The organism is Actinomycetes bacterium (assembly GCA_035506535.1).
In the GTDB taxonomy this organism is placed as follows: Bacteria; Actinomycetota; Actinomycetes; order DATJPE01; family DATJPE01; genus DATJPE01.
The window spans coordinates 1-24,845 of the sequence record DATJPE010000098.1 but is presented as its reverse complement, the minus strand read 5'-3'; the positions used below and the strand labels follow the sequence as shown (position 1 = coordinate 24,845).

The window sequence follows — 24,845 nt, the reverse complement described above, 5'->3', positions numbered from 1 at the left end:
TGCGCATCGAAGGCGGCCCAAACCCCCTGCATCGCTCTCTTCGGCGCGCCGTTTGGAGGGCTCAACATCCCCCGACCGTGAACCCAAACCGATAGGGCGCTGTCGAAGTGCGTCCGAGGGGAAGGTCGATGACCGATCATTGACGTCGTGACGATTGAGCGGCTCCTCCCGTGGCGTAGCAGGACGGCGGCGATCATCTGGGGCACCCTCGGGATCACGATGATCGCCGTCGTCGGTGTGGCGTTCGGGCTGTATCGGCTCTCAGAGGACGTTTTTCCGTCTCCCACAGGGCAGGTTCCGAAGAGTGAGCAGCGATCGTTCGACTACGGCAGGAAGGCACTGAACGGAAGAGTTCAGCGTTCCAAGGACTGCGACGCCTTCATCAAGGCCTATCCAGCGCCGTCGTTCCAGCCGTATTCCGTTTCTGCGGCGATCAAGGGATGCAAGTACGAGTTCCACATCCTGACCGACTAGCTCCCATACCGTGCCGTGCCCGCTATGTGCCGCTATCGGGCGGTCGAACCGGGGCGATCTGGCGCATCCTGTGGCCTCGCGCCGGCGCTTGGTCGCGCGATACTGCCCCCATGGGGATACGGAGGCTGTCGGTCCTCATCCTCACCGCGGTTGCGGTTGGCGGTTGCGCCCAGACATCAGCCGGGTCGGCGGCTACGTTCAATGACTCGCGCCCAGTCGCAAGCCGCAGCGACGCGGCGTTCTCCGTCACCACACTCTCCAAGCCCGAGACGTTCGACCAAGGCTTCACACGGTTCGACCCCGTCCCCAAGAGTTTCAGCCCGAAGGTGACCGCGGCTGAAGCCTTCGAGGCCGTGCGTCGGGAGGTAGAGGCCGACAAGTTCCACAAGGGAGAGGTGTTCCTAGCGTTATGGACGGAGTACGGCGGCGCCTCCGATCGGTGGCACCGACCGGTCTGGGTGGTGCATGTCGCCGACGTCCAGGTCGCCATCTCGGGGTCGGGGACGGGTAACGAGTCCTCGCTGATCAGGCAGGGCGATGCGTACGCGTACGTGGACGCGGTCTCGGGCAAGCCGATCCTGGCGGAGGTCACATCGGAAGCAGCGGACAGTCCGGCTAGATCTTGGAGCCCGCTGCCCTCGCCGAGCCCGAAGTAAGACGGCCGCGCGATGCGCCCTCGAAGTGCCGCTATCGAGCGGTCCAACCGGTATCAGGTGCGCTGGTTCGCAGCGTTGCGACGTGGGCCGCTCGAGGTACGAGGTCCGGCGATACTGCGTCTCATGGGGATGAGCCGTCTTCCTGCTGTTGTCGCCGCTGCCGCCGGGTTGTCCCTTCTAGCGGTATCCGGATGCTCCAGGACCACGGCGTCCCCGCCCCAACCACTCCCGGCCGTCCGTTCCACCGACACCCAGTCGACGCCAAGCCCGGTGCTATCAACGCATGAGCAGCCCACCCAACCCCCCGCCGTTGTGGACTTGTGCAAGGGCAGGTCGTTCTGGGTCAACGAGGGCAAGGACATCGACGTGCAGGTGTTCGTTCCGGGTCCTCAGCGGGTCTACGCCACAGCGAGGGACAAACAGAACCGGTTGCTGGCGGCAAAGATCGGGGTGGAGCCGGTTGGCCGCGAGGGTGTCAACATCGTGCTCCGCCCGGCTGATCCGAAGAAGGTGACGACCGTGACAGTGCGGTCCATCGACACGAGCAGCCCAGCTTGTCGTTTAGCCGGGGTGCCCTAACCAAGTGGGCGTAGCGCACCGAAGTGCCGTTCCTACGCGCCGCGACGGCCCGCCAGGCGCCCAGTCGAACGCTGAGAGAAGGTGACGGCTCGCGGTCCTCCCAGCCGCACCACGCCGACTACTGCTCGTCCCCGATTCGTCTCCGCCGCGCCGATATCGCCCATCACAGGAGACTTCGAAATGCCTGGCAACAAAGGGGAATGGACTCCTCGTGACGACCCTGCGCGCGCCTGAGACGCTCTCGTAATGCGTAGGTCCGGGGTTCGATTCCCCGAGGCGGCTCCGACGGACGGGCGAGCCTCGGTCATGCGACGAGCGTCAGGCTTCGGTGCGCTACGCGCAGGGTGATGGCCTGACCCCACGTGGGCGTGAGGTGGTCGCTCTCGAGGCCGTCGCCGAAGGCAACGAGCGCGTCGTGTTCGACGAGAACCTTCAGCTCCGCGCGTTCGCCGTACGTGCCTTCGGTGAGGGACGTGCCGGTGAACGGTGAGGGCCAGGCTTCGCGAACGAACCAGGCGAGCAGCCGGTCGGTGGGACGGGGGAGCGGCAGCTGGCTATGGCGCTCGCCGTAGGCGGATGCGAGCCAGCCAGTGGTGCCGGTGCCGGTGCCGACGAGGATGCCGGAGGAGGACTGGCGCTCGGTGCGGCCGTCAGGGGAGGCCAGGGTGTAGCGGGCGGACTGGTGCGTGGGGTGGCCGAGGTAGATCTCGTTGAGGGCGATGAGGTGCTGGTCGTCGTCGGTGACCGCCTCAACCATCGTCCGATGGTCGACCCGGGCGCGGTGGTCGACCGTGGCGATCAGCAGGTCGGCGAAGTCGGCCGACACGTGCGGGACCAGGACGCCGGGGTTGCGGCCGGGCTCTGGGTCGATTCCGATGACCGGCTGGCCGTGGAGGTACTTGGCTGCGTTGGCGACCAGCCCGTCCTGGCCAACGACCACGACCACGTCCTCGGGGTCGAAGAGGAACCGGTCGAGGTCGGTGCGCTCGACGCTGCCGCGCCGCCACCCGCTGGGGATCGCGGCAGAGACCGTATGCAGCGCCTCGCCGATCGCGTCGTGGCGAGCTTGCACATCGGCGAGGTCCCGCCCACGGGTGCGGAGGAAGAACTCCGCTTGTCCACGGGTGCCGTGCCGCTCCAGGAGCTCGTCGAGCTCGCTGCGGCGGTGCACCAGGACCACTCGGGGTGCGAGTGTCATGGTCAGCTCCCGTCCGTGCCGGCCCCATTGCCAGCAGCCTTCGGTGCGGTGAGCTGGGCGAGGGCCGTGGACAGCAGGTCCGGGCTGAGGTTGAGGGTGCCGATGGTGCGCAGCTGCCTTCCGAGGTCGCGCAGCGCGAGGGCCAGCAGGACCTTCGGGTCCACCTCCGCATAGACGGCCATCTTGGCGGTGTCGGTCTCCGCCTCCGCTGCGCCGACGACGCGCACCGTCTCCGCGCGCGCGGCGGCCCGCAGCCGGTCGGCCACCGCCTTGGCCTCGACGGCGATCCGCTCGGCCGCTGCGGCCTCGGTGACCCGGCGACGCTCGTTCGCGCCCTGCTGGGTGACCAGCTGTTCGGTGCGGGTGGCCAGCTCGATCTGCGACTGCAGCTCGTTCTCGCTGATGGCCCGCTCCCGCTCCACGGCCAGCGCACGGCGCTCGTAGGTGGCCTTGTCGGCCTTCTGCTGGACCTGCTCGCGGGTCGGGGTCTGCAGGGCCCGTTCGAGCTCCGGCTCGGGCCGGATGGCCACGACCCGGACGCCGATCACGGAGATTCCGGTCTGGGCCAGCCGAGTGTCGCTCTCCAGGCCTTCGGTGACGGCGGCGCGGACGGCGGTGACCCCGCCCGCCAGGGCCGCGTCCAGAGTCATCGAGGCCAGCAGGTCCAGGGCGTACTGCTGGGCGAGCTCGGTGAGCAGGTGCGCGACCTGGTCCAGCGGGTTGGTGCGCCAGGTGCCCGTGTCGGGGTCGATGGCGAAGTCGATGCGCCCCGCGACCTCAGCCGGGTCCTCGAAGCGGTAGGTGACGGTCGACTGGACGGTGACGTCCTGGAAGTCGCTGGTGCGGGCGTGGAACAACAGTGGCAGCTCCCGGTCGTCGGCCGGGACCAGGCTCAGCGCCGCCGACAGGGGGCGAAACCAGAACGACTGGCCGGTCCCTGAGTGAGCCACCATGCCCCGATACAGGTGCACCACGTGGTCGGTCGGAGCCCCGCGGAAGTGCCGGATGAACGGGTACTTGCTGATGTCTGCCATGTCCCTCTCCTTCGTGTCAAAGCGACGATAAGCCTCTCGGCTAGTTCTCGTCAAGTTGACACGATAGGATCAGTCCCATGGGTGAGCGGAGTCCGTCCGGGTACGACCCGAGAGCGTTCCCCGCCTTCGCCGTGACCGTGGATCTCGTGGTGTTCACCGTCCGAGACCGTGAGGTCCACGTCCTGACCGTGCGTCGCGCTGAGGAACCCTTCGCCGGGCGGCTGGCCCTCCCCGGGGGGTTCGTCCACGTGGACGAGGACCTCGAGGCAGCGGCGCTACGTGAGCTGACCGAGGAGACCGGCCTCGACCTCGTCCCCGGACACCTCGAGCAGCTGGCGACCTACGGCGCGCCGGGCCGCGACCCGCGAATGCGGGTGGTCAGCGTGGCGCACCTGGCTCTCATCCCCGACCCACCGGCGCCCGTCGCCGGCGGGGATGCGGCCGTGGCCGCGTGGCACCCCGTGCCTCGGCTACTGGGCCGGCCGGCCCGGCTCGCGTTCGACCACTCCCGCATCCTGAGAGACGGACTGGAGCGCGCCCGGTCCAAGCTGGAGTACACCAGCCTGGCCACCGCCTTCTGTCAGCCGGAGTTCACCATCGGCGAGCTCCGCGCCGTCTACGAGACCGTGTGGGGCCAGCGGCTTGACCCACGGAACTTCCACCGCAAGGTCACCGGCACCGCCGGCTTCGTCGAAGCCACCGGCCGGACGACCACACGTGGTGGCGGACGCCCGGCGGAGCTCTACCGCCCAGGGGGCGCCGCTCTCATGAATCCGCCGCTGCTCCGGGCTTCCAGCTAGACGTTCCCTTCGACCACGAGTGCGCGGCAGGTGCCACCGTGCCCGACGGCCCCCTCGCTGGACGGCCGTCAGGCGAGGGCGTGGATCCCGGCCTACTGCAAACCGTTAGGGGCGCGGCACCGTCTCGGCGATGATGTCCGATCGTGCTGCTCACCATCTCGACGACCCTGTCGCCGGCTGCCGATCTCGGGTTCCTGCTGCACAAGCACCCGGGTCGGGCGCAGTCGTTCGAGGTCGCGGGCGGCAACGCGTTCGTGTTCTACCCGGAGGTGTCGGACTCCCGGTGTACCGCCGCCCTGTTGCTCGAGGTGGACCCGGTCGGCCTGGTCCGCGGCCGGAGAGGGTCGGCGGTGGAGGGGTTCACGCTGGGCCAGTACGTCAACGACCGGCCGTACGCCGCGTCGAGCATGCTGGCGGTGGCGATGGGCACCGTGTTCCGGACGGCGATGAAGGGCCGCTGCGAGGCCCGTCCCGACCTGGCTGCGTCGGCCATCCCGCTGGAGCTGCGTGTGCCGGTGCTGCCGTGCAGCGGCGGCGCGGACCTGGCCGCCCGGCTGTTCGCGCCGCTGGGCTGGACGGTGCAGGCGGAGCCGATCGCACTGGACGAGGCCGTCCCCGGGTGGGGGGTCTCGCGGTACGTCGACCTTCGGCTGTCCGGCGAGATTCGCCTGGCCGACGCCCTGAACCACCTCTACGTTCTGCTGCCAGTGCTGGACAACGCGAAGCACTACTGGGTCAGCCCCGACGAGGTCGACAAGCTCGTCCGGGCAGGCGGTGGGTGGCTGGGCAGGCATCCGGAGAAGCCGTTGATCACTCGCCGCTACCTGGCACACCGGGGCGGCCTGTTCCGCAGCGCCATGGAGCGGCTCGCCGAGGTCGATGACCTCGACGTCGAGGCAGTCGACAACGCGGTCCCCGCCGAAGACCCGGACGCGGCCGACAAGCCCTTGCCGCTGGCGGAGCAGCGTCGCGGCGCGGTCCTGGCCGTGCTGCACGCCGCCGGCGCCACGCGGGTCGCCGACATCGGCTGCGGCGAGGGAGCGTTGATCCGGGCGATGCTCGAGGACCGCTCGTTCACCGAGGTGATCGCGACGGACGTCTCCGCGCGGGCGCTGGAGATCACGGCCCGCCGGCTGGGGTTCGACCGGATGCCGCCGGCCGTAGGTGACCGGCTCACGCTGTTCCAGTCCTCCCTGACCTACCGCGACGTCCGGCTGGCCGGACTCGACGCCGCGGTGTTGATGGAGGTCGTGGAGCACGTGGACCCGCCACGTCTGGGCGCCCTCGAGCGCACCGTCTTCGGCCACGCCGCCCCGACCACCGTGGTGGTGACGACGCCGAACGCCGAGCACAACGTTCGGTTCGACTTCCTCGCTCCGGGCTCGTTCCGGCACCGCGACCACCGGTTCGAGTGGACCCGTGCCGAGTTCGCCACCTGGACAACTCGCGTGGCGCAGACGTACGGCTACGACGTGCGGCACCTGCCGGTCGGAGGCGACGACCCCGAGGTCGGTCCGCCCACTCAGCTGGCGGTCTTCACCAGGTCGGTCCCGGAGCCGGCGGTGGCGTCATGACGGTGAGCAGCGAGAACGCCGAGACCCTCACCGGCGCGCCCCGCCAGATCGGGCTGCCCGAGCTCAGCCTGGTCGTCCTGGTCGGGGTGAGCGGGTCGGGCAAGTCCACGTTCGCGCGGGCCCACTTCAAGGCGACGGAGGTCATCTCCAGCGACTTCTGCCGCGCGCTGGTGTCGGACGACGAGAACGACCAGTCCGCGACGAAGGACGCCTTCGAGCTCCTGCACGTCATCGTCGGCAAGCGGCTGGCCGCCGGCCGGCTCACCGTCGTCGACGCGACCAACGTCCAGCCCGCGGCCCGTCGGTCGCTGGTGGCGCTGGCCAAGGAGCACGACGTGCTCCCCGTGGCGATCGTGCTCGACCTGCCGGAGCGCCTCTGCCTCGACCGCAACGCCGACCGGCCGGACCGCCAGTTCGGCCCGCACGTCGTGCGCCGCCAGCGAAACGAGCTGCGACGCGGGCTGCGCGGTCTCCCGAAGGAAGGGTTCCGGGGCGTCCATGTCCTCTCCAGCGAGGACGAAGTCGCCTCCGCGACCGTCACTCGGACCAGGCTGTTCAATGACCTGCGGGACCGGACGGGGCCGTTCGACGTCATCGGGGACGTGCACGGCTGCCGGGCCGAGCTCGAGAGGCTGCTGGACCGTCTCGGGTACGTCATCGAGCGGGATGCGCAGGGGCGCGCCACCGGCGCGCGCCACCCGGGCGGCCGTACCGCTGTCTTCCTGGGCGATCTGGTCGACCGCGGTCCGGACACCCCGGGTGTCCTGCGGCTGGCCATGGGCATGGTGGAGGCCGGGGACGCCCTGTGCGTCACCGGCAACCACGAGAACAAGCTGCTACGGGCCCTGCGCGGCCGCAACGTCCGGGTCAGCCACGGCTTGGCCGAGTCCCTGGCACAGCTCTCGTCCGAGGGCGAGGACTTCAGGTCGCGGGTCGAGCCGTTCCTGGACGGGCTCATCTCCCACTACGTCCTCGACGGCGGCGCCCTCGCGGTGGCGCACGCGGGGGTCAGCGAGCGGTTCCAGGGCCGGGCCAGCGGCCGGGTCCGTGACTTCTGCATGTACGGGCAGACCACAGGTGAGACCGACGAGTTCGGCCTCCCGGTCCGCTACCCGTGGGCCGAGGACTACCGGGGCACGGCCATGGTGCTCTACGGGCACACCCCGGTTCCCGTGCCGGAATGGGTGAACAACACCCTGTGCCTGGACACCGGCTGCGTCTTCGGCGGCTCCCTCACCGCGCTGCGCTACCCCGAGCGGGAGCTCGTCTCGGTCCCGGCCGCCGAGGTCTACTACGAGCCGGCACGCCCGTTCCCGGTCAACCCGGCTGCAGCGGTCGGCGATCTCGCGGCCGGGCGACGCGAGCCGGACGTGCTGGACGTCACCGACGTACTCGGGCACCGGGTCGTGCAGACCGCGCACCACGGGCGCGTCAGCGTCCGCGAGGAGAACGCCGCCGCGGCGCTGGAGGTGATGAGCCGCTTCGCGGTCGATCCGCGCTGGCTGATCTACCTGCCACCCACCATGAGCCCGGTCGCCACCGCCACCCTTCCCGACATCCTCGAGCACCCCGAGCAGGCCTTCGAGGCGTTCCGAGCCGACGGGGTGGGCGCGGTGGTGTGCGAGGAGAAGCACATGGGTTCGCGCGCGGTCGTCCTCGTGTGCCGCGACCTGGATGCCGCGCAGGCCCGCTTCGGCGCCCCCGGGGACGCGACCGGCGCGATCTGGACCCGGACAGGGCGGCCGTTCTTCGCCCCGGACCTGACCGAGCAGCTCCTCGACCGGGTCCGGGACGCGGCCGACCATGCCGGGCTGTTCGACGAGATGGACACGGGATGGCTGCTGCTCGACGCCGAGCTCCTGCCCTGGAGCGCCAAGGCCGAGGATCTCCTTCGCAACCAGTACGCCTCGGTGGGCGCGGCGGCGCGGCACGCCCTCCCGGCGGCCATCGAGGCGCTCGAGGCCGCCTCGGCATCAGGGCTCGACGTCACCTCGCTCCTCGCATCCACGAGGACCCGCCTGGCCAACGCCGGGGCGTTCACCGAGGCCTACCGGCGTTACTGCTGGCCTACCAACGGCCTCGACGGCGTGCGCATCGCCCCGTTCCAGCTGCTGGCCAGCGAGGGCCACGCGTACCAGGACGAGCCGCACTCCTGGCACCTCGACCGGATCGACCGCCTCGTCGACTCCGCGCCGGACGTCTTCAGCCGCACCGAGCGTCTCCTCGTCGACACCACCGACCCGGAGGCAGTCCTCGCCGCGACCCGGTGGTGGGAGGAGCTCACCGCATCGGGAGGGGAGGGGATGGTCGTCAAGCCGGCCGCCAACCTCACTCGCGGGCGCCGCGGGCTCACCCAGCCCGGGCTGAAGGTGCGCGGCCGCGAGTACCTCCGCATCATCTACGGACCCGACTACACCGAGCCCGAGAACCTGAGCCGGTTGCGCAACCGCGGGCTCGCACACAAGCGCTCCCTGGCCGCCCGGGAGTACGCGCTCGGCATCGAGGCGCTCGACCGGGTCGCGCGTGGCGAGCCGCTGTGGCGGGTCCACGAGTGCGTGTTCGCCGTCCTCGCGCTGGAGTCCGAGCCCGTGGACCCGCGGCTGTGAATGACGTGAGCAGTTGCTCGATCGAGGAGGTGATGCCCTGTCCCGGGTTGATTCGCCGGGAGGCTCAGGATTGAACGGCATCGACGTGGCCCACGGGACGGGTCAGGCCATGCTGTCCAGGAGCCCCGAATGACGGATCCTCAGCAGCGCGTCGGCGACGGTGTCACGTTCACTTCCGGCGACCGCTTCAGGGCGGATTCGCAAGACACCCCCGCCCAGTTCGGCCTGCGCGGCTCGGACGGAGGGTAGGCCGTCCGCGAGGGCACGCCATGCCTGACGGGCCCTCGCTGGACCCAGGTCGAAGGCCAGCGACGGGAAGAATCCGTCGCGCCCCCGAGGTGCCACGAGGCGGCCGACCCCGAGAGCGTCCCGCAGTCCGCTCAACCAATCGGCGGCGGCGTCGGCGTCGGCGTCATGGTCATGCATCAGGAACGCCTTGACCGCCGCAGCCAGCGCGAGGATGGTCGAAGGAGGCACCTTCATCGGGCGCCCGATGCCCTGTTGCCAGGGGTCGGACCCGGTGGTCTCGTGCCAGAGCACGGGATCGACGTCGGTGTCCTCCTGCAGTCGCCGCACCGTGGCGACCAGGTCGGGCCGGCCGAGCACGAGACCCGACGCCTGCGGTCCCCGCAGCGCCTTGCCCCCGGAGAAGACCACGAGGTCAGCGCCTTGCTCCACGAAGGTGCGCAGCGCGCTCGCGGGTGGCAGCTCTGCGGCGGCGTCGACCACCACCGGTACCCCCCGACGGTGGGCGATGCGTATGACCTCCTCCAGCGACACTGCCGCGTCGTCGGAGGCCACGGTGTGCAGCACAGCGGCGGCCGGCTCGGAGAGAGCGCCGTCAAGCTGCCATGGCAGGGTCTGGCCCAGGCCGGGCCGGCTGGGCACTCCGACGTGGTCGATTCGGGCGCCGGTGAGACGCACCACCCGCTCGTATGCGTTCGAGAGGGTCGTCTGCGTCACGACCCGCACGCGCTCGCTCTGCATCGGCATGGCATCGGCCAGAGTGGGGTCGTCCCCGACGATCGCGGCTCCGACGGCGAGCGTCAGACCGGCGGCGGCGCCGGCCGTCACCGCAGCCCCGGGCACGCCGATCAGCCTGGCCAGCTCATCTCCGGTCGCGGCTGCCAGCGCCGTGACGTCGTAATGACGGGCGGACGCGTCAGCCAACGCTTCGATGGCGGCCGGGTGAAGGGTGGCGCCGCCGAGTCCGGTCACGAACCCAGCCGCGTTGACGACCTCGAAGGCTTGCATGAGCGCAGCTCGACGCGGGTTCAGGCGAGACCAGGCTCAGGCGAGGTCGCTGGCCAGGTCCTCGGTGGTCACGGTCCGTTGCAGCTTGTCATGGAAGAAGTCCGCGTTGCCGCGGTAGCGGCTCACGACGACGGCGATGAGGGACGCTGCCACGGCGACGAGGAAGGTCACCTTGATCGGGGCGGCGGTGCCTCCCCAGGTCTTGGCTCCGATGAAGGCCAGGATGACCGCGCCGGCCAGGGGCAGCGCGACACCTGTGATGGCCACGGCGACGTTGGTGCGGGCCACCCCCCGCAGCATCCACGCGGCCGTGATCGCGGTGAGCGCGTAGTAGACGACGAACATCAAACCCAGGCTGGACGCCAGGTCGGCGACGATGGTCGCGAGACTCCCGCCGGACCACACCTGGATGATGAACATCGCGAAGGACGGGACGCTGAGCACCAGGATGGCCAGCCAGGGCATCTGGGTGCGGTCGCCGACCTTCCCGAATGCCCGCCACAGCACGCCGTCGCGTCCCATCGAGTAGCCCACGTTGCCGAACGTGATGATCGTGGTCTCGATGCCGCCGAGGTAGCCCGCCATGATCGCGAGGACAAGCAGGTAGCCCCAGGGGCGTCCGGCGAGCTGCAGGCCCAGCGCGCTCAGCCACGCGGAGTTGTTCGACATGGCTTGCGGCGACACCGCGGCGAAGAACATGGCGCCGAACAAGATGGAGACGACGAGCACGGCGAGCAGGCTGCCGATCCCCGCCAGACCGGGGTTGCGTCGAGCCCTCCTGGTCTCCTCGTTGACCACCACGGCCGTCTCCCAGCCGGAGTACCAGAACACCGAGATCAACAGGCCGGCGAGCAGCCCGGACCAGCCACCAGCCGAGTTGAGGGAGAACCAGGACGCCGTGGGTGTGTGGCCGCCGTGGCCGTTGTGGGCGATGCCATGGCGCAGCGCGAGGATGCCAAAGATGGTCAAGACCACCATCTCGAATCCGGTCAGGACCCACTGGAAGCGGGCGGCCAGCCGGATCCCGGCGACCACGAGAAGCGTGATGACGGCGAGGAACACCGTGCCCACCACGGTGACCAGCCACTTGTTGTTCGCCGCGTTCGAGGAGAACACGGTCAGGAAGTTGGTCGCCGCCGGGATGATGGCGAAGGAGTTCGACACCACGAAGGCGATGATGATCAGGATCCCCACGAACGCGCCGACCAGAGGATTGAGAATTCGTCCGATCCAGGCGTAGGAGATTCCGGCGTCGACGCGCCACCTGTTGAGGTGGAAGAACGCGAGCGCGATGAAGACCAAGGGCAGGAAACCGACGAGCAGGGCCAGGAGGGCGCCGTAGCCCGACGCCCCGGCGAGGCCCCCGAGCACCCCCGCGATGCTGACCCCCGGAGCTGCGCTGGCGAACCCCAGCACGATGCCGTCCCACAGGCCGAGCACGTTGGTCGCCAACCCGCCGTGGTGCGTGGCGCTCGCCTCGCCGGATTCGGAGAGCGGGTCCATGACGGCCTCCAGGTGTTCGCCGGACTGCGCGGACACTAGGGCTGGGGCCGCCGACAGTCAATAGACATCTGTTGTCTGACAACTGGTCGCCCCGGTAGCGTGACGCCGTGAGCGAGAGCGGACCGCTGTCCGGCCATCGGCTGTCGCGTCCCACGCGGGCGGCGCTGACCGTGGGTCGTGGTGCGCTGGCCGCGGCGGTGTCGCGGCTGACGCCCGGATTCACCCTGGTGTCCCAGCCGGCCGCCCTGGCCGCGCTGCCCGACGACGTACTGTCTGCCTCGGGCTCGCTCGTGCACGCACGCTCCCTGGACCGTCAGGAGCTGCAGCGCCTTCTCGACGAGGTACCCGACACTGTCCCGGTGCTCGGCTTCGGCGGCGGGGTGGTCATGGACAGCGCCAAGTGGCTGGCCGGGACGCTCGGCGTACCACTGGTGCTGGCCCCCGGCGTCGTCAGCGTCGACGCGTGCGTCACCAACACCGTCGCGGTCCGCGACAAGGGGCGGATCGGCTACGAGGGCTTCGTCGTCGCGGACGCTGTCGTCGTCGACACCGATCTGGTACGTGCTGCGCCTCCGGGGCTGAACCGGGCCGGCGTCGGGGACCTGTTGTCCGTGCACACCGCGCTGTGGGACTGGCGGGAAGCAGCCTCCGTGGGCTTGGCGCGCGGCGCCGCGTACGACCCGTCGGTGGCGCGGGCGGCGTCCGGTGTGCTGGCCAGCGTGGCCGCACGCGGCGCCGACATCGCTGCGGTCAGTGACGTCGGCATCACCACCCTCGTCGAGGGGTTCGCCGACATCAACGATCTGACCGTCAGCTGCGGGCACCCGCAGATGGAGGAGGGTTCCGAGCACTATCTCGCCTATTGCCTGGAGACCCAGACGGGACGTTCCTTCGTGCATGGTCAGGTCGTGACGTTGGGCGTGGTGCTGCTCTCGCGGCTGCAGGGGAACGATCCGCAGTTCGCTCGCACTGTGGCGGACACGACGGGCGTCGCCTGGCACCCCGCCGACCTGGACCTCGACCGTGACACGCTGCGTCGGGCGCTTCGCGCGCTTCCCGACTTCGTCGAGGATGCGGCTTTTCCGGGCAGCGTCGTGGACCTGCGCGCGGACGAGCTCCGGGCCGACCAGGGCCTCGTGGACACCCTGCTCGAGGGACTGGAGGTGAGGTGAGCATGCCGAGAAGCCGCTCTCTGGAGCACGTCGCTCCGATGGTGGCCGACCCGCGATCGCTGGCAGCCCAGCTGGCCGACCGGATTCGTCAGGCAATCGTCGACGGGACGTTCGGACGCGGGGAGCAGCTACCTTCGGAAGAGCGGCTGTGCGAGGTGTTCCGGGTCGGCCGGACCACCGTCCGGGAGGCGCTCAAGGAGCTCCAGAGCGAAGGGGTCGTCCAGGTCCGCCGCGGCCGTGGCCGATTCGTCTCCTCCCTGCCTCCCGTCCAACGGCCGATCACCCGGCTGGAGAGCGTCACCGACATGCTGGCCGCTCAGGGCTACACGGTGGTGAATCGGCTGCTGGCCCAGTACACCCGCCGGGCCAGCGCGGACGAGCGCGCGAACCTGCGGCTTGGGCCCGAGGACGACGTGGTCCATCTAGAGCGCCTGCGTCTCGCCCAGGGCGAGCCGCTGATCTACTCCGTCGACGTGGTGCCGGCCCAGCTCCTCGGCCCTGCGGGGGACAAGGAGTGGGAAGGGTCCCTCTTCGTCGCGCTCGAGCGCCTCGGGCTGACGCCCACTGCCTCCGTCAGCACGTTTCGCGCCAGCCTGCTCCCTCCGGCCGCGCAGCAGGCGTGCGGCCTGGACCCGTCGCTCCCTTGGCTGCTGATGGTTCAGCTCAACCTCACCGACGAGGGCATCCCCGTGATCTTCTCGCACGACTACCACCGCGGTGACCGGTTCTCCTTCGAGGTACTGCGCCGTGCCGAGCCCAGGGGAGGGCACCGTGAGTAGCAATGTCGTGGTGACCCCAGGGACAGGAGCCGGTATCGACATCCCGGCTGAGTCTCTTGCGAGGTACCACGCTCAGATCGGCCCGGCACTTGTCGCTGCCTTCCAGCAAGTGCTCGGCGGCCCCCGGTTCACGCTCGGACCACAGCTGGCCGCGTTCGAGGAGGAGTTCGCGGCCTACTGCCGGGCCCACGCCGCCGTCGGGACCTCCAGTGGTACCTCCGCCCTGTGGCTGGCCCTGCGTGCGTTGGGTGTGGGTCCTGGGGACGAGGTCATCACCGTTCCGAACACCTATGTCGCCACAGCATTCGCGATCACCTATGTCGGCGCGGTCCCGGTGTTCGTGGACGTGGATCCGGTCACGTTCAACATGGACCCGGAGTGCGTGGCTGCGGCCGTCGGTCCGAGAACCAAGGCCGTCGTTCCGGTTCATCTGTACGGGCAGTGCGCCGACGTGGACGCCATTCGCGACGCGGCGCCTGGCATCCCCGTCCTGGAGGATGCCGCCCACGCGCACGGTGCCGACCTGCGTGGTCGCCGGGCGGGCAGCCTCGGGGAAGCCGCGGCCTTCTCCTTCTATCCGACCAAGGTGATGGGGGCTCTCGGTGACGGGGGAATCATCACCGTCGGGACGTCGGAGCTGGATTCCCAGCTGCGGCAGCTGCGATACATGGGCCAGAAGGTCAAGCACGACCACGAGATCCTCGGCTACCAGGAGCGGCTGGACGAGGTGCAAGCCGCCTTCCTGCGGGTCAAGCTGGACGTGCACGAGCAACAGATCGCCGGCCGCCGGCACGTCGCCGACCGATACCGAGAGGTCCTCGCGGGCAGCCCTCTGACGCTGCCGACGGCCGACGTCACGGGCCGCCACGTGTACTACATGTACACGGTGCTCGCCGACGAGAGGGACGCTCTGGCGGCCCACCTCACCGCCGCCGGTATCGGTACGCAGGTGGTCTACCCCCGCCTCGTGCCTGACCAGGGGGCGTACCGGGACCATCCATGGCGAGCAGTCGGAGACCTCGCCATCGCCCGTACGTTGCCCGATCGCCTGCTGAACCTGCCGATGTGGGCCGAGTTGACCGACGACGAGATCGACCGCGTCGGAGCGGCCGTCCGTTCCTTCTACGGGGTCGCGTAGGTGCGGCTCACCATCATCGGAGGCAGCGCTGTCTCCACCGTCCAGCTGGCTGACGCCCTGGCCGCGTGGCGTCGTCGACCGCCGCTCACCGTCGTCCTCAACGGACGCGATGCCACGAAGCTGCGCCTTGTCCAGCAGCGCAGCGCAACGGTCCTCGCTGAGCAGCCGGGATCACCCGTGACGGTCCTCGCCGAGCGGGACCTCACGGCGGCTCTGCGCGGGGCCGACGTCGTGCTCGTCCAGGTCCGCATCGGCGGGCTCTCCGCTCGCGCATTCGACGAGAGCTTCCCGTGGGCCGTCGACCTGCCCGGGGAGGAGACGCTGGGGCCGGGTGGGTTCTCGAACGCCCTGCGGACACTCGCAGCCCTGGGCCCGGTGTGGCGGGCAGTGGCGGCGACTTGTCCGCTCGCGCTGGTCATCGTCCTCACCAACCCGGCGGGCATCGTCCGCCGTGCGGCGGCGGAGGCCGGCCTCACGGTGGTCGAGGTCTGCGACTCACCGCTCACCCACCTGGCCGCGCTCGCGGACCGACTGGCTCGTCCGGTCGACGCCCTCATCGGCGGCTACGTGGGCATGAACCACGTCGGCTGGTGGGTGCCCGATCGGACTGGGGACCTCGACACCGTGGCTGACGTGGGAGGAGTCGACGTCGATGTCGTCGCCGCGTATGGCGCGAGCCCCCTTCCGTACCTGCGGTACTACGCCCATCCAGAGCGACTGCTCGACGCTCAGCGAAACCGGCCCACCCGCGCCGAAGCGCTGATGGCACTCGAACAGGCAGCGCTTCGCCGCCTCGCCGCGGCTGGTTCTCCCGACCCGACGGCGCGACCGGCGCCCTGGTACAGCCTCGGCGTGCTCCCGGTGCTGCGTGCCTGGGTCGGCGGGCAGGACACCCGAACCGTGCTCGGCACCGCCAACGGGACCCGGATCGCCGGACTGCACGCCGCCGCCACCGTCGAGGGCCCCACCTGGGTGCGCGAGCGAGAGATCACGCCCGAGCCCCTGGCCCCGCTACCGGCGGTGCCGGAGAGCCTGCTTCGTCGGCACGCGACATACGAGGACCTCGCGCAGCGAGCTGCCGCGGAGCTCTCGCGCGTCTCGCTGCTGCGCGCGCTCCTCGTCAACCCGATGGTCCCCAGCGCGGACCGGGCGAGGCGCCTAGTTCAGGCGATGATCGACGCGGACCCTGCCAGCAGCGCGCTTCCCCCGATGGCGGCGCAGTGATCGGCGCCGTCGACATCGGGGCCACCAAGACGCTCGTGGGTCTCGCAGGCGATGACGGCCGACTCCTCCACGGCCCGCGCGTACGCCTCGCCACGCCCCCGACGCCTGACCTCGTCGTCGGCGCCGTCACGCGGGCGCTGGTGGAGCTGGCCGCTGACGCGGGCGGATACGTCCGTGCCGTGGGGTGCGCGGTACCCGGTCCACTCGACCGGGACCGAGGCGTCGTGCGGCGCATCGTCAACCTCGGGCTCGCGGACGTCGCGCTCGGCCCCGAGCTCGCCGCGATCCTCGGCGTTCCAGTGGCCATCGAGGACGACGCGAACGCGGCCGGGCTGGGCGAGGCCGTCGTCGGCGCAGGTCGCGGAGTCGACGTGCTGGCCTATCTCACCGTGAGCACTGGCGTGGGAGCCGCTGTCATCATCGACGGCCGGATCCTGCACGGGGCGCACGACGCGGCTGGGGAGATCGGCCACTTGGTGCTCGACCCCACCGGCCCGGAGTGCAGCTGCGGGCGTCGCGGAGACATCGAGTCCTATGCGGGGGGCGCCAGCATGCTCCGCCGGGCGGCCCAGGTGTGGCCGGACGAGCCGGCCGCGGCCGCCGCGCGGCCTCTGTCGGTGCCGGACCTCTTCGCCTGGGCTCAGCGAGGCGATGCGGACGCGACCAGACTCGTGGACCAGGCGGTCGACGCGCTGGCAGCAGCTGTTGCGGCACTGGTCTCGACGGTCGATCCGGGCCGGGTCGTCATCGGCGGGTCGGTCGCACTGGGGCAACCAGGTCTGGTGCCGACGGTGGCGACCATGGCCCGCCAACGCGTGATCGACGAGCTGGCCGCTGACCTGCGCGTCGTTCCAGCAGATCTCGGCGCGGCATCGGGCCTCGCTGGGGCGGCGTTGCTGGGCTGGTCCCTCCTCGCGGATCCCGGTACGCCACCGGCCACCGATGCCCCGCCCTTGGTCTGATCCGCACCGGAGGTCCCTGTCGACGAGGACTGACGAGCCGCGGCGCGGACGCCGGGCCCGCTGGCGCGGCGAGCATTGTCCGGACCGAACCCATGGGGGAGTTGCTCGCGGCGGATCAGGTGCCGGCCAGGCGGGCGATGACAGGGGTCACGAGCTCTCGGTCGCTGCCGAAGAACACGTAGTAGGACAGACCCCACTCCTCCCGTCTGCGCTGCAGCGTCTCGACCATCTCCCCGGTGTCCCCGACGAGGGTGAACGGGCTGTCCTGCTCCACCTCCACCCCCTCCCACGGATCCCCGAGGTCGGTCATGCGGCGGGCGACGTGGAAGGCCAGGACGCTGCGCTCCACCTGCTGTTCGCGACCGGTCGAGAGCAACACCGCCTCGAGCGCATCGTGGCGGTCCTGGAACGCGCTCCGCCGGAAGGCCTCCGGATCGAGTCCACCCCCTGGCAGGGACTGCGGGACGATCCCGACGATGTCCGCCTCGCGGGCCGCGATGCGCATCATCCGAGGGCCGCCGCCTCCCAGGAGCAGGGGAAGACGGTCCTGGACCGGCACTGGCGAGGCCTCGTACTGCGTGAGCCGGTAATGGTTCCCGGTGAAGTCCACCGTGCCCCCCGCGAACACGGCCTTGATGAGCGCGACGGCCTCTTCGAGCCGATCGGCGCGCACCTTGCCCGCGTCGAAGGGGACGCCGACGGCGTCGTACTCCTCCTTGGACCAGCCCGCTCCCAGACCTAGCTCGACCCGTCCGCCGGAGAGCACGTCCAGGGTGGCGACCTCCTTCGCGAGCAGAGCCGGGTGCCGGAAATCGTTGTCGAACACGTAGCTGCCGACCCGTAGCGTGTCGGTCGCCGCCAGCGCGGTGGCCATGAGGGGCAGGCAGGCCATCGGGTTGTGATAATGATCGGCGACCAGCAGCGTCGACCACCCGTCGTCCTCCGCCCGTCGGGCGAGGTCGCGCCAGCCCGTCGCGTCCGCCTCGTCGGTGAACACGAAGCCGAACCGGAACGCGGTCATGCGGGCCTCTCCGTCACAGATGGGCGTGGCGACCCGAGGCTCTCATGTTGTCTCGGCTTCGGTTGGCCCCAGCTCGACGAGCAGCAGCCAGGCGCCGACGAGGAAGCAGACCGCGCCGAGGAAGGTGCCGGAGTTGGCGACGGACGCCGAGACCAGGTCACCGGTGTCGGGGAGGACGAAGGCCGCGATGGCGGACGCCATGAAGAAGACCGAGCCCCACATGTTCAGCCAGGCGACGCGCCACCCGATGTCGGCCCATCGCTGCCGCCACGGTCGTCCCGGCAGCCGGACCTCCTCCACGGCGAACCAGCTCGCGACGAGGAAGCAGACCGAGCCGAAGAAGTCCGGTGACCACACGCGGAAGTCCTCCTGGCGGACCGTGAAGCCGGTGTGCAGGGCGGCGAACGTGGTGGCGTTGAAGAACAGGGTGCCGACCAGCTGGACGCTCGAGGCCCACCAACCGAGACTGCGCGCCCGGACCCACCTCGCGCGAGGCACGGGAGCGGGTTCCGGGTCGCTCGCATGCGCCGCCTGGTGGAACTGGAGGTAGGCGGCACTCGTGAAGAACAGCGACCCCACGAAGTAGGTGACGGCGTCGACGGCCACCGAGGTCGCGGCGACGTACCCGGGAACCGAGCCGACCGCGAAGCAGGCGGACCCGACGATGAACAGCACGCCGACCCACCAGCCGACCGTCGAGGGTGACCACAGCAGCGCGGTGGGGCGCAGCGACGGCCCTCCCTGGAGGCGCGGTGGCAGCTGCTTGCGGTGCCGCCGCCCGGTGAGCTCGACGACGGCGCCGTCCGGGCGCCGGACCAGCTGCCGGACGACGAACGGCCCCCAGCTCTCGGTGCCCAGGACGCTCCAGCCGGGCGGCAGCACCCAGGCCGGCCGACGCGCCGCGGCCTGGGAGTCGGTGTCAGGTGTCGACATTCGGATTCGCGGGCCCGACCGGCACGAGACGGGCGGGCGGATCGGGCAGCGCGATCGTCGACGTGACCGTCAGGTCGTGGCCGACGTGCAGGAGCTCGCCGGGCGCCAGCATCCGCCAGCCGGACTCGCCGTCCAGCTCCTCGGACGCGACGACGACCGAGCGGCTCCGGTGCAGGTCGGCCGAGTGCACCGACGAGGTGGCGCTTCGCACGTGCATGCCCTCGTCGCTGGTCCCGGTCGCCGGCGCCGCCGTGCCCGCGGTGCTCGCACCGGCCGGTCGGTCGATCACGTGCAGGGCGTGCTCCGCGGGATAGCGCAGCGCCCACAGCTGCCCCGGCGCGATGACCACGGTGTTGAGCGAGGTGACCGGCAGCCGCTCCGCGATCCATCTGGCGGCCGCGGTGATTCCGGCGGCCACGTCGCCGTCGCAGGCGTCGATCTGCTGGGTGATCAGCGCGAAGTAGCGTTCCGAGTCGGTCTCGCCGGAGACGAGGGACCGGTACGTGCCCAGCTGCTCGTCGAGCAGGTGCACCTCGCCGAACCCGCCGTTGTGCGCCATGAGCCGTCCGCCCATGACGAACGGGTGGGTGTTGCGTTCGGCGCGTCCACCGGCCGTGGCCCAGCGGACGTGCGCCACGAAGGCGCTCGAGGTGGCCTCGATCGCCTCGCGGATGAACTCGGGGTCCCGATAGGCGGGCGTGGCCTGCTTGTCGACCACCGGGTTGCCGACGGGGTCGAACCACCCCAGGCCCGTCCCGTCGACGTTGCGACGACTCTCGAGCTCGAGGGAGTCCGGAGCGTCCAACAACCAGAACGTGGCACTGACGGGTCGCTCTCCGGCGGCCAGGCCGAACAGGCGGCACATCGCTCCTCCTCACCTCGCGGGGTGGTCAGCCCATTCTCCCGCCCGGGTCTCGCAGGCTCGGCAGCCGGCTCGCCCCCTCCTGGACGACGAAGTCCCACAGGGCCCTGGCCGCCGGGGAGACCGCGCGCCTCGACATGCGGACCACCAGCCAGTTGCGGACGATCGGCAGACCCGTCACGTCGAGGACGGCCAGGCGGCCGTCCTGCACCTCGGCGCAGACGGTGTGCTCGGAGAGCAGCGCGATGCCCAGACCGGCGATGACGGCCTGCTTGATGGTCTCGTTCGACGTGATCTCCATCCCGACCACGGGTTGCAGCCCGCCGGCGGCGAACAGCGAGTCCAGGTGCAGCCGTGTCCCTGACCCCGGCTCCCGGACGAGGAAGGTCTCCTCGGCCACCTCGGCCAACGTCAACCGCCGTCCCACCATGGGATGCGCCGGCGGCGCGATGACGACGTACGGGTGCTCGCCGAAGACCTCTTGCTCCGCCTCCAGCCCGCGCGGGGGCCGGCCCATGATGGCGAGGTCCACCTCGAAGCTCTCGAGCCGCTGCAGCACCTCGTCGCGGTTGCCCACCGAGATCGACACGCTCACCCCCGGATGCAGCTCGTGGAAGGCGGCGAGGACGTGCGGCGCGAAGTACTTCGCCGTGCTGACCGCGCCCACCCGCACCTGGCCCGTGTCCGCGTCGCGCAGGCCGGCCAGCGCCTCCTCACAGGCCTCCAGCTCGGCGTCGATGCGGGCCGCGGCCTCGACCAGCAACCGCCCCGCCTCCGTCGGGCGCTGCCCGCCCGGACCGCGCTCCAGCAGGGGCAGGCCCACCCGACGCTCGAGGAGGCGCAGCTGCTGGGCGATGGCCGGCCCGGTCAGGTGCAGCCGTTCCGCCGCGCCCGCGAGGGAGCCGCTGTGCACGGTCTCGGCCAGGAAGTGCAGCTGGCGCAGGGTCACGTCGCGCATGCGCCGAGCATAGTTTCTCTATGCTTCAGCCGAACAAAGCATGCCTGGCCTTTTCGGTGGCCCGCCCTCAGACTCCTTGCATGACCGCCGTGCTCGCCGATCCCGCCGATCTCGGGTCGGTGCTGTCCGGGTGGTCGGCCGGGCACCCGGACGCGCGAGCGGTCGCCGACGTCGTGTCCGCGCTCGCCGGCGCGGGCGCGGACCTGGCCGAGATCGTCGCCGCCGGGCCGCTGACCGACCTGGCGCCGACCGGCGGGACCAGCAACGCGAGCGGCGACGAGCAGAAGCCCCTCGACCTCCTCGCCGAGGCGCACCTCGTCGCCGCGCTGCGCGGCCTGGACGTCGCGGCGGTGTGCTCGGAGGAGAGCGAGGAGCCGATCCCGCTCACCCCCAGCGGTTCGCTCGTCGTGACCCTCGACCCGGTCGACGGCTCGTCGAACCTCGACATCAACGCCCCGATCGGGACCATCTTCTCGGTGCTGCCGACCGCGGGCTCGGCCGGCATCCTCGCCGCCGTCCTGCAGCCCGGCCGCAACCAGCTCGCGGCCGGGGTGATCGTCTACGGCCCCAGCACCGTGCTGCTGCTCACCCTCGGCGAGGGCACCGACGTCTTCGTGCTCAACCCGTCGACCCGCTCCTTCGTGCGGACCCGAGCCGGCGTGCAGGTGCCCGCGGACTCCCGTGAGTACGCCATCAACGCATCGAACGCCCGCCACTGGGACGCGGGGATCCGCAGCTACGTCGCCGACCTCGTCGACGGCAGCGTCGGCCCGCGGGGCCGCGACTTCAACATGCGCTGGCTGGGAGCCCTCGTCGCGGAGACGTACCGGATCCTGCTCCGCGGCGGCATCTTCCTCTATCCGCGCGATGACCGCCCGGACTTCTCGCACGGCCGCATCCGCCTGGTCTACGAGGCGAACCCGGTGGCGTTCCTGTGCGAGCAGGCCGGCGGGCTGGCGAGCGACGGCGTGGACCCGATCCTCGACAAGCGGCCGACCTCGCTGCACCAGCGGACGCCGTTCGTCTTCGGCTCCAGGACGAAGGTCGAGCGGGTACGCCGCTACGTGACCGACCCGTCCCGCACCCACGAGGATTCTCCGCTGTTCTCCCGCCGGGGGCTGTTCCGCACCAGAGAGGGGGCCTGACGATGTCGGTGAAGCACCCGATCATCGTCGTCACCGGCTCATCGGGGTCCGGGACGACGACCGTGCGCAACACCTTCGAGCAGATCTTCCGACGCGAGGGCGTGCGGGCCGCCTACATCGAGGGCGACGCCTTCCATCGCTACGACCGGGCCGGGATGAAGAAGGCCCTCGCGCAGGCGGAGGCCGAGGGGAACAACCACTTCAGCCACTTCAGCGTCGAGGCGAACCTGCTCGACGACCTCGGCGAGGTCTTCGAGGAGTTCTCGGCGAAGGGCACCGGGCGCACCCGCCACTACGTCCACGACGAGATCGAGGCCGAGCGATTCGGGTCCCCGCCCGGGACCTTCACCGACTGGGAGGAGCTCGACCACGGCGCCGAGGTGCTCTTCTACGAAGGCCTGCACGGGGCGGCCGTCACCCCGACCGTCGACCTGTCGGCCTTCGGCGACCTGAAGATCGGCGTCGTCCCGGTCGTCAACCTCGAGTGGATCCAGAAGCTGCACCGCGACAAGGCCCAGCGCGGCCAGTCGCACGAGGACATCACCGACACGATCCTGCGGCGAATGCCGGACTACGTCCGGACCATCACGCCGCAGTTCACCAAGACCGACATCAACTTCCAGCGCGTGCCGACGGTGGACACCTCAAACCCGTTCATCGCCCGCTCGATCCCCACCCCCGATGAGTCGATGGTCGTCATCCGGTTCCGCGACCCGCACGGGATCGATTTCCCCTATCTGGTCACGATGATCCACGGCTCGTTCATGTCACGGGCCAACTCGATCGTGGTGCCGGGCGGCAAGCTCGACCTGGCCATGCAGCTCATCCTGACCCCGCTGATCAAGCGCGTCGTCGAGAACGGGCGGAGGGCGCGCAGTTGACCGCTCACGTGCCCGCCGGCCCGACGCCGACCACCTCCGCCCGCAGACCGCACCGACGGGAGCTCCGATGACCACGCTCGCCACCTCGTTCTCCGCCGGCGTCAAGGACTACGCCGCCACCTACTGGGAGCCGACGTACCAGCCCAAGGACAGCGACCTGCTCGCGTGCTTCAAGGTCGTCGCCCAGCAGGGGGTCCCGCGCGAGGAGGCCGCCGCGGCGGTCGCCGCCGAGAGCTCCACGGGCACGTGGACGACCGTCTGGACCGACCTGCTGACCGACCTCGAGCACTACAAGGGCAGGGCATACCGGATCGAGCCCGTGCCCGGTGACCTCGACGCGTTCTACGCCTTCGTCGCCTATCCGCTCGACCTGTTCGAGGAGGGGTCCATCGTCAACGTGCTGACCTCGCTCGTCGGCAACGTCTTCGGCTTCAAGGCGATCCGGTCCCTGCGGCTGGAGGACATCCGCTTCCCGCTGCCCTTCGTGCTCAGCTGCGGCGGCCCGCCCAACGGCATCACCGTCGAGCGGGACACGATGGACAAGTACGGGCGACCGCTCCTCGGATCGACGATCAAGCCGAAGCTGGGGCTCTCGGCGAAGAACTACGGCCGCGCCGTCTACGAGGTGCTCCGGGGCGGCAACGACTTCACCAAGGACGACGAGAACGTCAACTCCCAGCCGTTCATGCGCTGGCGCGACCGCTTCCGCTACGTGGCGGAGGCGGTGAAGCAGGCGGAGGCGGAGACCGGCGAGCGCAAGGGCCACTACCTGAACGTCACGGCCGGCACCGTCGAGGACATGTTCGAACGCGCCGAGTTCGCCAAGTCCCTCGAGATGCCGATCATCATGCACGACTTCCTCACCGCCGGGTTCACCGCGAACACCTCGCTGGCGAACTGGGCGCGCCGCAACGGGATGCTCCTGCACATCCATCGGGCGATGCACGCCGTCCTCGACCGCAACCCGTATCACGGCATCCACTTCCGGGTGCTCACCAAGGCGCTGCGGCTCTCCGGTGGCGACCACCTGCACTCGGGGACGGTGGTCGGCAAGCTCGAGGGCGACCGCCAGGCGACGCTCGGCTGGATCGACCTGATGCGCGAGTCGTTCGTGGCCGAGGACCGCAGCCGCGGACTGTTCTTCGACCAGGACTTCGGCCACATGCCCGGGCTGTTCCCGGTCGCCTCCGGCGGCATCCACGTCTGGCACGTACCCGCGCTGGTCTCGATCTTCGGCGACGACTCGGTGCTGCAGTTCGGTGGCGGGACGCTCGGCCACCCCTGGGGCAACGCGGCCGGCGCGACCGCGAACCGGGTCGCGGTGGAGGCGTGCGTGCAGGCCCGCAACGAGGGCCGCGACGTGGAGCGGGAGGCCCGCGCGGTGCTCACCCGGGCGGCCGGGAGCAGCCCCGAGCTGGCCGCGGCGATGGAGACCTGGAAGGAGATCAGGTTCGACTACGACGTCGTCGACAAGCTCGCCCCCGCCTGACCGCGATCCCGTGCACCGAACTGGTAGAGGAGCCACCACCATGACGATCCAGGCCTTCCGTTCCAGGGTGGACGATCCGGCTTCCCGCCGGTTCGGCACCTTCTCCTACCTGCCGCCGCTGAGCAGCGAGGAGATTGCCCGGCAGGTCGCCTACGCCCTGTCCCGCGGCTGGACCTGCGCCGTGGAGCACGTCGAGCCCGCCCGGGCCGGCAAGACCTTCTGGTACCTGTGGAAGCTGCCGATGTTCGACGCCCTCGACGCGGCCGACGTGCTCGCCGAGGCCGATGCGTGCTCGGCGGCCCATCCCGGCGACCTGGTCCGCGTCGTCGCCCACGACCGGCGGCGGCAGACCCAGGCGCTGGCCTTCGTCGTCCACCGTGGCAGCGACCCCGGACAGCCGGAGGGCGAGGCGGAGGCTGAGGGTAGGGCGGGATGACCCTCATCGCACCGTCCATCCTGGCCGCCGACTTCGCCCGGATGGGCGAGGAGGTGGCCGCGGTCGAGGCCGCCGGCGCCGACTGGATCCACGTCGACGTGATGGACGGCCACTTCGTCGAGCAGCTCACCTTCGGCCCGGCGATGGTGCGGGCGATCCGGCCCTGG

23 protein-coding genes are annotated in these 24,845 nt (G+C 70.6%); 15 read left to right on the top strand and 8 right to left on the bottom strand.

Annotated elements, in window-relative coordinates; genetic code table 11:
* Window positions 1-147 precede the first annotated feature (147 nt).
* Window positions 148-474, top strand: coding sequence for a hypothetical protein (locus VMI11_15590; protein ID HTY73822.1), 327 nt, complete (start codon window positions 148-150; stop codon window positions 472-474).
* 110 nt (window positions 475-584) lie between these two features.
* Window positions 585-1,130 carry a hypothetical protein gene (locus VMI11_15585; protein ID HTY73821.1) on the top strand — a complete coding sequence of 182 codons (546 nt, stop codon included), beginning with the start codon at window positions 585-587 and terminating at the stop codon, window positions 1,128-1,130.
* An 883-nt stretch (window positions 1,131-2,013) separates the two neighbouring features.
* Here the strand turns inward: VMI11_15585 and VMI11_15580 are convergent.
* Window positions 2,014-2,907 carry a hypothetical protein gene (locus tag VMI11_15580; GenBank protein ID HTY73820.1) on the bottom strand — a complete coding sequence of 298 codons (894 nt, stop codon included), beginning with the start codon at window positions 2,905-2,907 and terminating at the stop codon, window positions 2,014-2,016.
* 2 nt (window positions 2,908-2,909) lie between these two features.
* The gene (locus VMI11_15575) at window positions 2,910-3,941 is read right to left on the bottom strand and encodes an SPFH domain-containing protein (GenBank protein HTY73819.1); all 1,032 of its coding nucleotides are present in this window, start codon (window positions 3,939-3,941) and stop codon (window positions 2,910-2,912) included.
* 77 nt (window positions 3,942-4,018) lie between these two features.
* Between VMI11_15575 and VMI11_15570 the strand changes: the two genes are divergently transcribed.
* The 3 genes from VMI11_15570 (at window position 4,019) to VMI11_15560 (ending at window position 8,921) form a co-directional block, all read left to right on the top strand.
* Window positions 4,019-4,741, top strand: coding sequence for an NUDIX hydrolase (locus VMI11_15570; protein HTY73818.1), 723 nt, complete (start codon window positions 4,019-4,021; stop codon window positions 4,739-4,741).
* A 143-nt stretch (window positions 4,742-4,884) separates the two neighbouring features.
* On the top strand, window positions 4,885-6,315 hold the full coding sequence (locus tag VMI11_15565) for a 3' terminal RNA ribose 2'-O-methyltransferase Hen1 (GenBank protein ID HTY73817.1): 1,431 nt from the start codon (window positions 4,885-4,887) through the stop codon (window positions 6,313-6,315).
* The gene (locus tag VMI11_15560; protein ID HTY73816.1) at window positions 6,312-8,921 is read left to right on the top strand and encodes a polynucleotide kinase-phosphatase; all 2,610 of its coding nucleotides are present in this window, start codon (window positions 6,312-6,314) and stop codon (window positions 8,919-8,921) included. Before VMI11_15565 ends, VMI11_15560 begins: the two co-directional genes overlap by 4 nt.
* Window positions 8,922-9,023: 102 nt before the next feature.
* On the opposite strand, the gene VMI11_15555 is transcribed toward VMI11_15560, so the two are convergent.
* On the bottom strand, window positions 9,024-10,175 hold the full coding sequence (locus tag VMI11_15555) for an aminotransferase class V-fold PLP-dependent enzyme (protein HTY73815.1): 1,152 nt from the start codon (window positions 10,173-10,175) through the stop codon (window positions 9,024-9,026).
* A 36-nt stretch (window positions 10,176-10,211) separates the two neighbouring features.
* A complete protein-coding gene (locus VMI11_15550) occupies window positions 10,212-11,678 on the bottom strand; it encodes an APC family permease (GenBank protein ID HTY73814.1) in 1,467 nt (488 codons plus the stop codon).
* 107 nt (window positions 11,679-11,785) lie between these two features.
* Here VMI11_15550 and VMI11_15545 point away from each other — a divergent pair, with 107 nt between their 5' ends.
* From VMI11_15545 to VMI11_15525, 5 genes are read left to right on the top strand one after another with little or no spacing between them, the layout of a single operon-like run.
* Window positions 11,786-12,850 carry an iron-containing alcohol dehydrogenase gene (locus tag VMI11_15545; GenBank protein ID HTY73813.1) on the top strand — a complete coding sequence of 355 codons (1,065 nt, stop codon included), beginning with the start codon at window positions 11,786-11,788 and terminating at the stop codon, window positions 12,848-12,850.
* A gap of 2 nt (window positions 12,851-12,852) precedes the next feature.
* The gene (locus tag VMI11_15540; protein ID HTY73812.1) at window positions 12,853-13,629 is read left to right on the top strand and encodes a GntR family transcriptional regulator; all 777 of its coding nucleotides are present in this window, start codon (window positions 12,853-12,855) and stop codon (window positions 13,627-13,629) included.
* Complete coding sequence (locus tag VMI11_15535; GenBank protein ID HTY73811.1) at window positions 13,622-14,767, top strand: DegT/DnrJ/EryC1/StrS family aminotransferase; 1,146 nt, start codon at window positions 13,622-13,624, stop codon at window positions 14,765-14,767. Before VMI11_15540 ends, VMI11_15535 begins: the two co-directional genes overlap by 8 nt.
* Window positions 14,768-15,991, top strand: coding sequence for a hypothetical protein (locus VMI11_15530; protein ID HTY73810.1), 1,224 nt, complete (start codon window positions 14,768-14,770; stop codon window positions 15,989-15,991). It abuts the gene before it with no gap.
* Window positions 15,988-16,953: an ROK family protein gene (locus tag VMI11_15525; protein ID HTY73809.1), complete on the top strand. Its 966-nt coding sequence runs from the start codon at window positions 15,988-15,990 to the stop codon at window positions 16,951-16,953. Before VMI11_15530 ends, VMI11_15525 begins: the two co-directional genes overlap by 4 nt.
* Before the next feature lie 115 nt (window positions 16,954-17,068).
* Here VMI11_15525 and VMI11_15520 read toward each other — a convergent pair whose 3' ends face one another.
* The 4 genes from VMI11_15520 to VMI11_15505 are packed head-to-tail and all read right to left on the bottom strand — an operon-like array spanning window position 17,069 to window position 20,727.
* Window positions 17,069-17,974 carry a TIGR03621 family F420-dependent LLM class oxidoreductase gene (locus VMI11_15520; protein ID HTY73808.1) on the bottom strand — a complete coding sequence of 302 codons (906 nt, stop codon included), beginning with the start codon at window positions 17,972-17,974 and terminating at the stop codon, window positions 17,069-17,071.
* A 42-nt stretch (window positions 17,975-18,016) separates the two neighbouring features.
* A complete protein-coding gene (locus VMI11_15515) occupies window positions 18,017-18,907 on the bottom strand; it encodes a hypothetical protein (protein HTY73807.1) in 891 nt (296 codons plus the stop codon).
* Complete coding sequence (locus VMI11_15510) at window positions 18,894-19,772, bottom strand: class II glutamine amidotransferase (protein HTY73806.1); 879 nt, start codon at window positions 19,770-19,772, stop codon at window positions 18,894-18,896. Before VMI11_15510 ends, VMI11_15515 begins: the two co-directional genes overlap by 14 nt.
* A 25-nt stretch (window positions 19,773-19,797) precedes the next feature.
* Window positions 19,798-20,727, bottom strand: coding sequence for a LysR family transcriptional regulator (locus VMI11_15505; GenBank protein HTY73805.1), 930 nt, complete (start codon window positions 20,725-20,727; stop codon window positions 19,798-19,800).
* An 80-nt stretch (window positions 20,728-20,807) separates the two neighbouring features.
* On the opposite strand from VMI11_15505, the gene VMI11_15500 reads away from it, so the two are divergent.
* The 5 genes from VMI11_15500 to VMI11_15480 all read left to right on the top strand — a co-directional run.
* Window positions 20,808-21,872, top strand: coding sequence for a class 1 fructose-bisphosphatase (locus VMI11_15500; protein ID HTY73804.1), 1,065 nt, complete (start codon window positions 20,808-20,810; stop codon window positions 21,870-21,872).
* A 2-nt stretch (window positions 21,873-21,874) separates the two neighbouring features.
* Window positions 21,875-22,753 (top strand): phosphoribulokinase, encoded by an 879-nt coding sequence (locus tag VMI11_15495; protein ID HTY73803.1) that lies wholly within the window; start codon window positions 21,875-21,877, stop codon window positions 22,751-22,753.
* Between the two features lie 67 nt (window positions 22,754-22,820).
* A complete protein-coding gene (locus VMI11_15490) occupies window positions 22,821-24,242 on the top strand; it encodes a form I ribulose bisphosphate carboxylase large subunit (GenBank protein HTY73802.1) in 1,422 nt (473 codons plus the stop codon).
* Window positions 24,243-24,282: 40 nt separating this feature from the next.
* The gene (locus tag VMI11_15485) at window positions 24,283-24,678 is read left to right on the top strand and encodes a ribulose bisphosphate carboxylase small subunit (protein HTY73801.1); all 396 of its coding nucleotides are present in this window, start codon (window positions 24,283-24,285) and stop codon (window positions 24,676-24,678) included.
* A partial coding sequence (locus VMI11_15480) for a ribulose-phosphate 3-epimerase (GenBank protein ID HTY73800.1) occupies window positions 24,675-24,845 on the top strand: 171 nt, incomplete at its 3' end. The genes VMI11_15485 and VMI11_15480, both read left to right, overlap by 4 nt.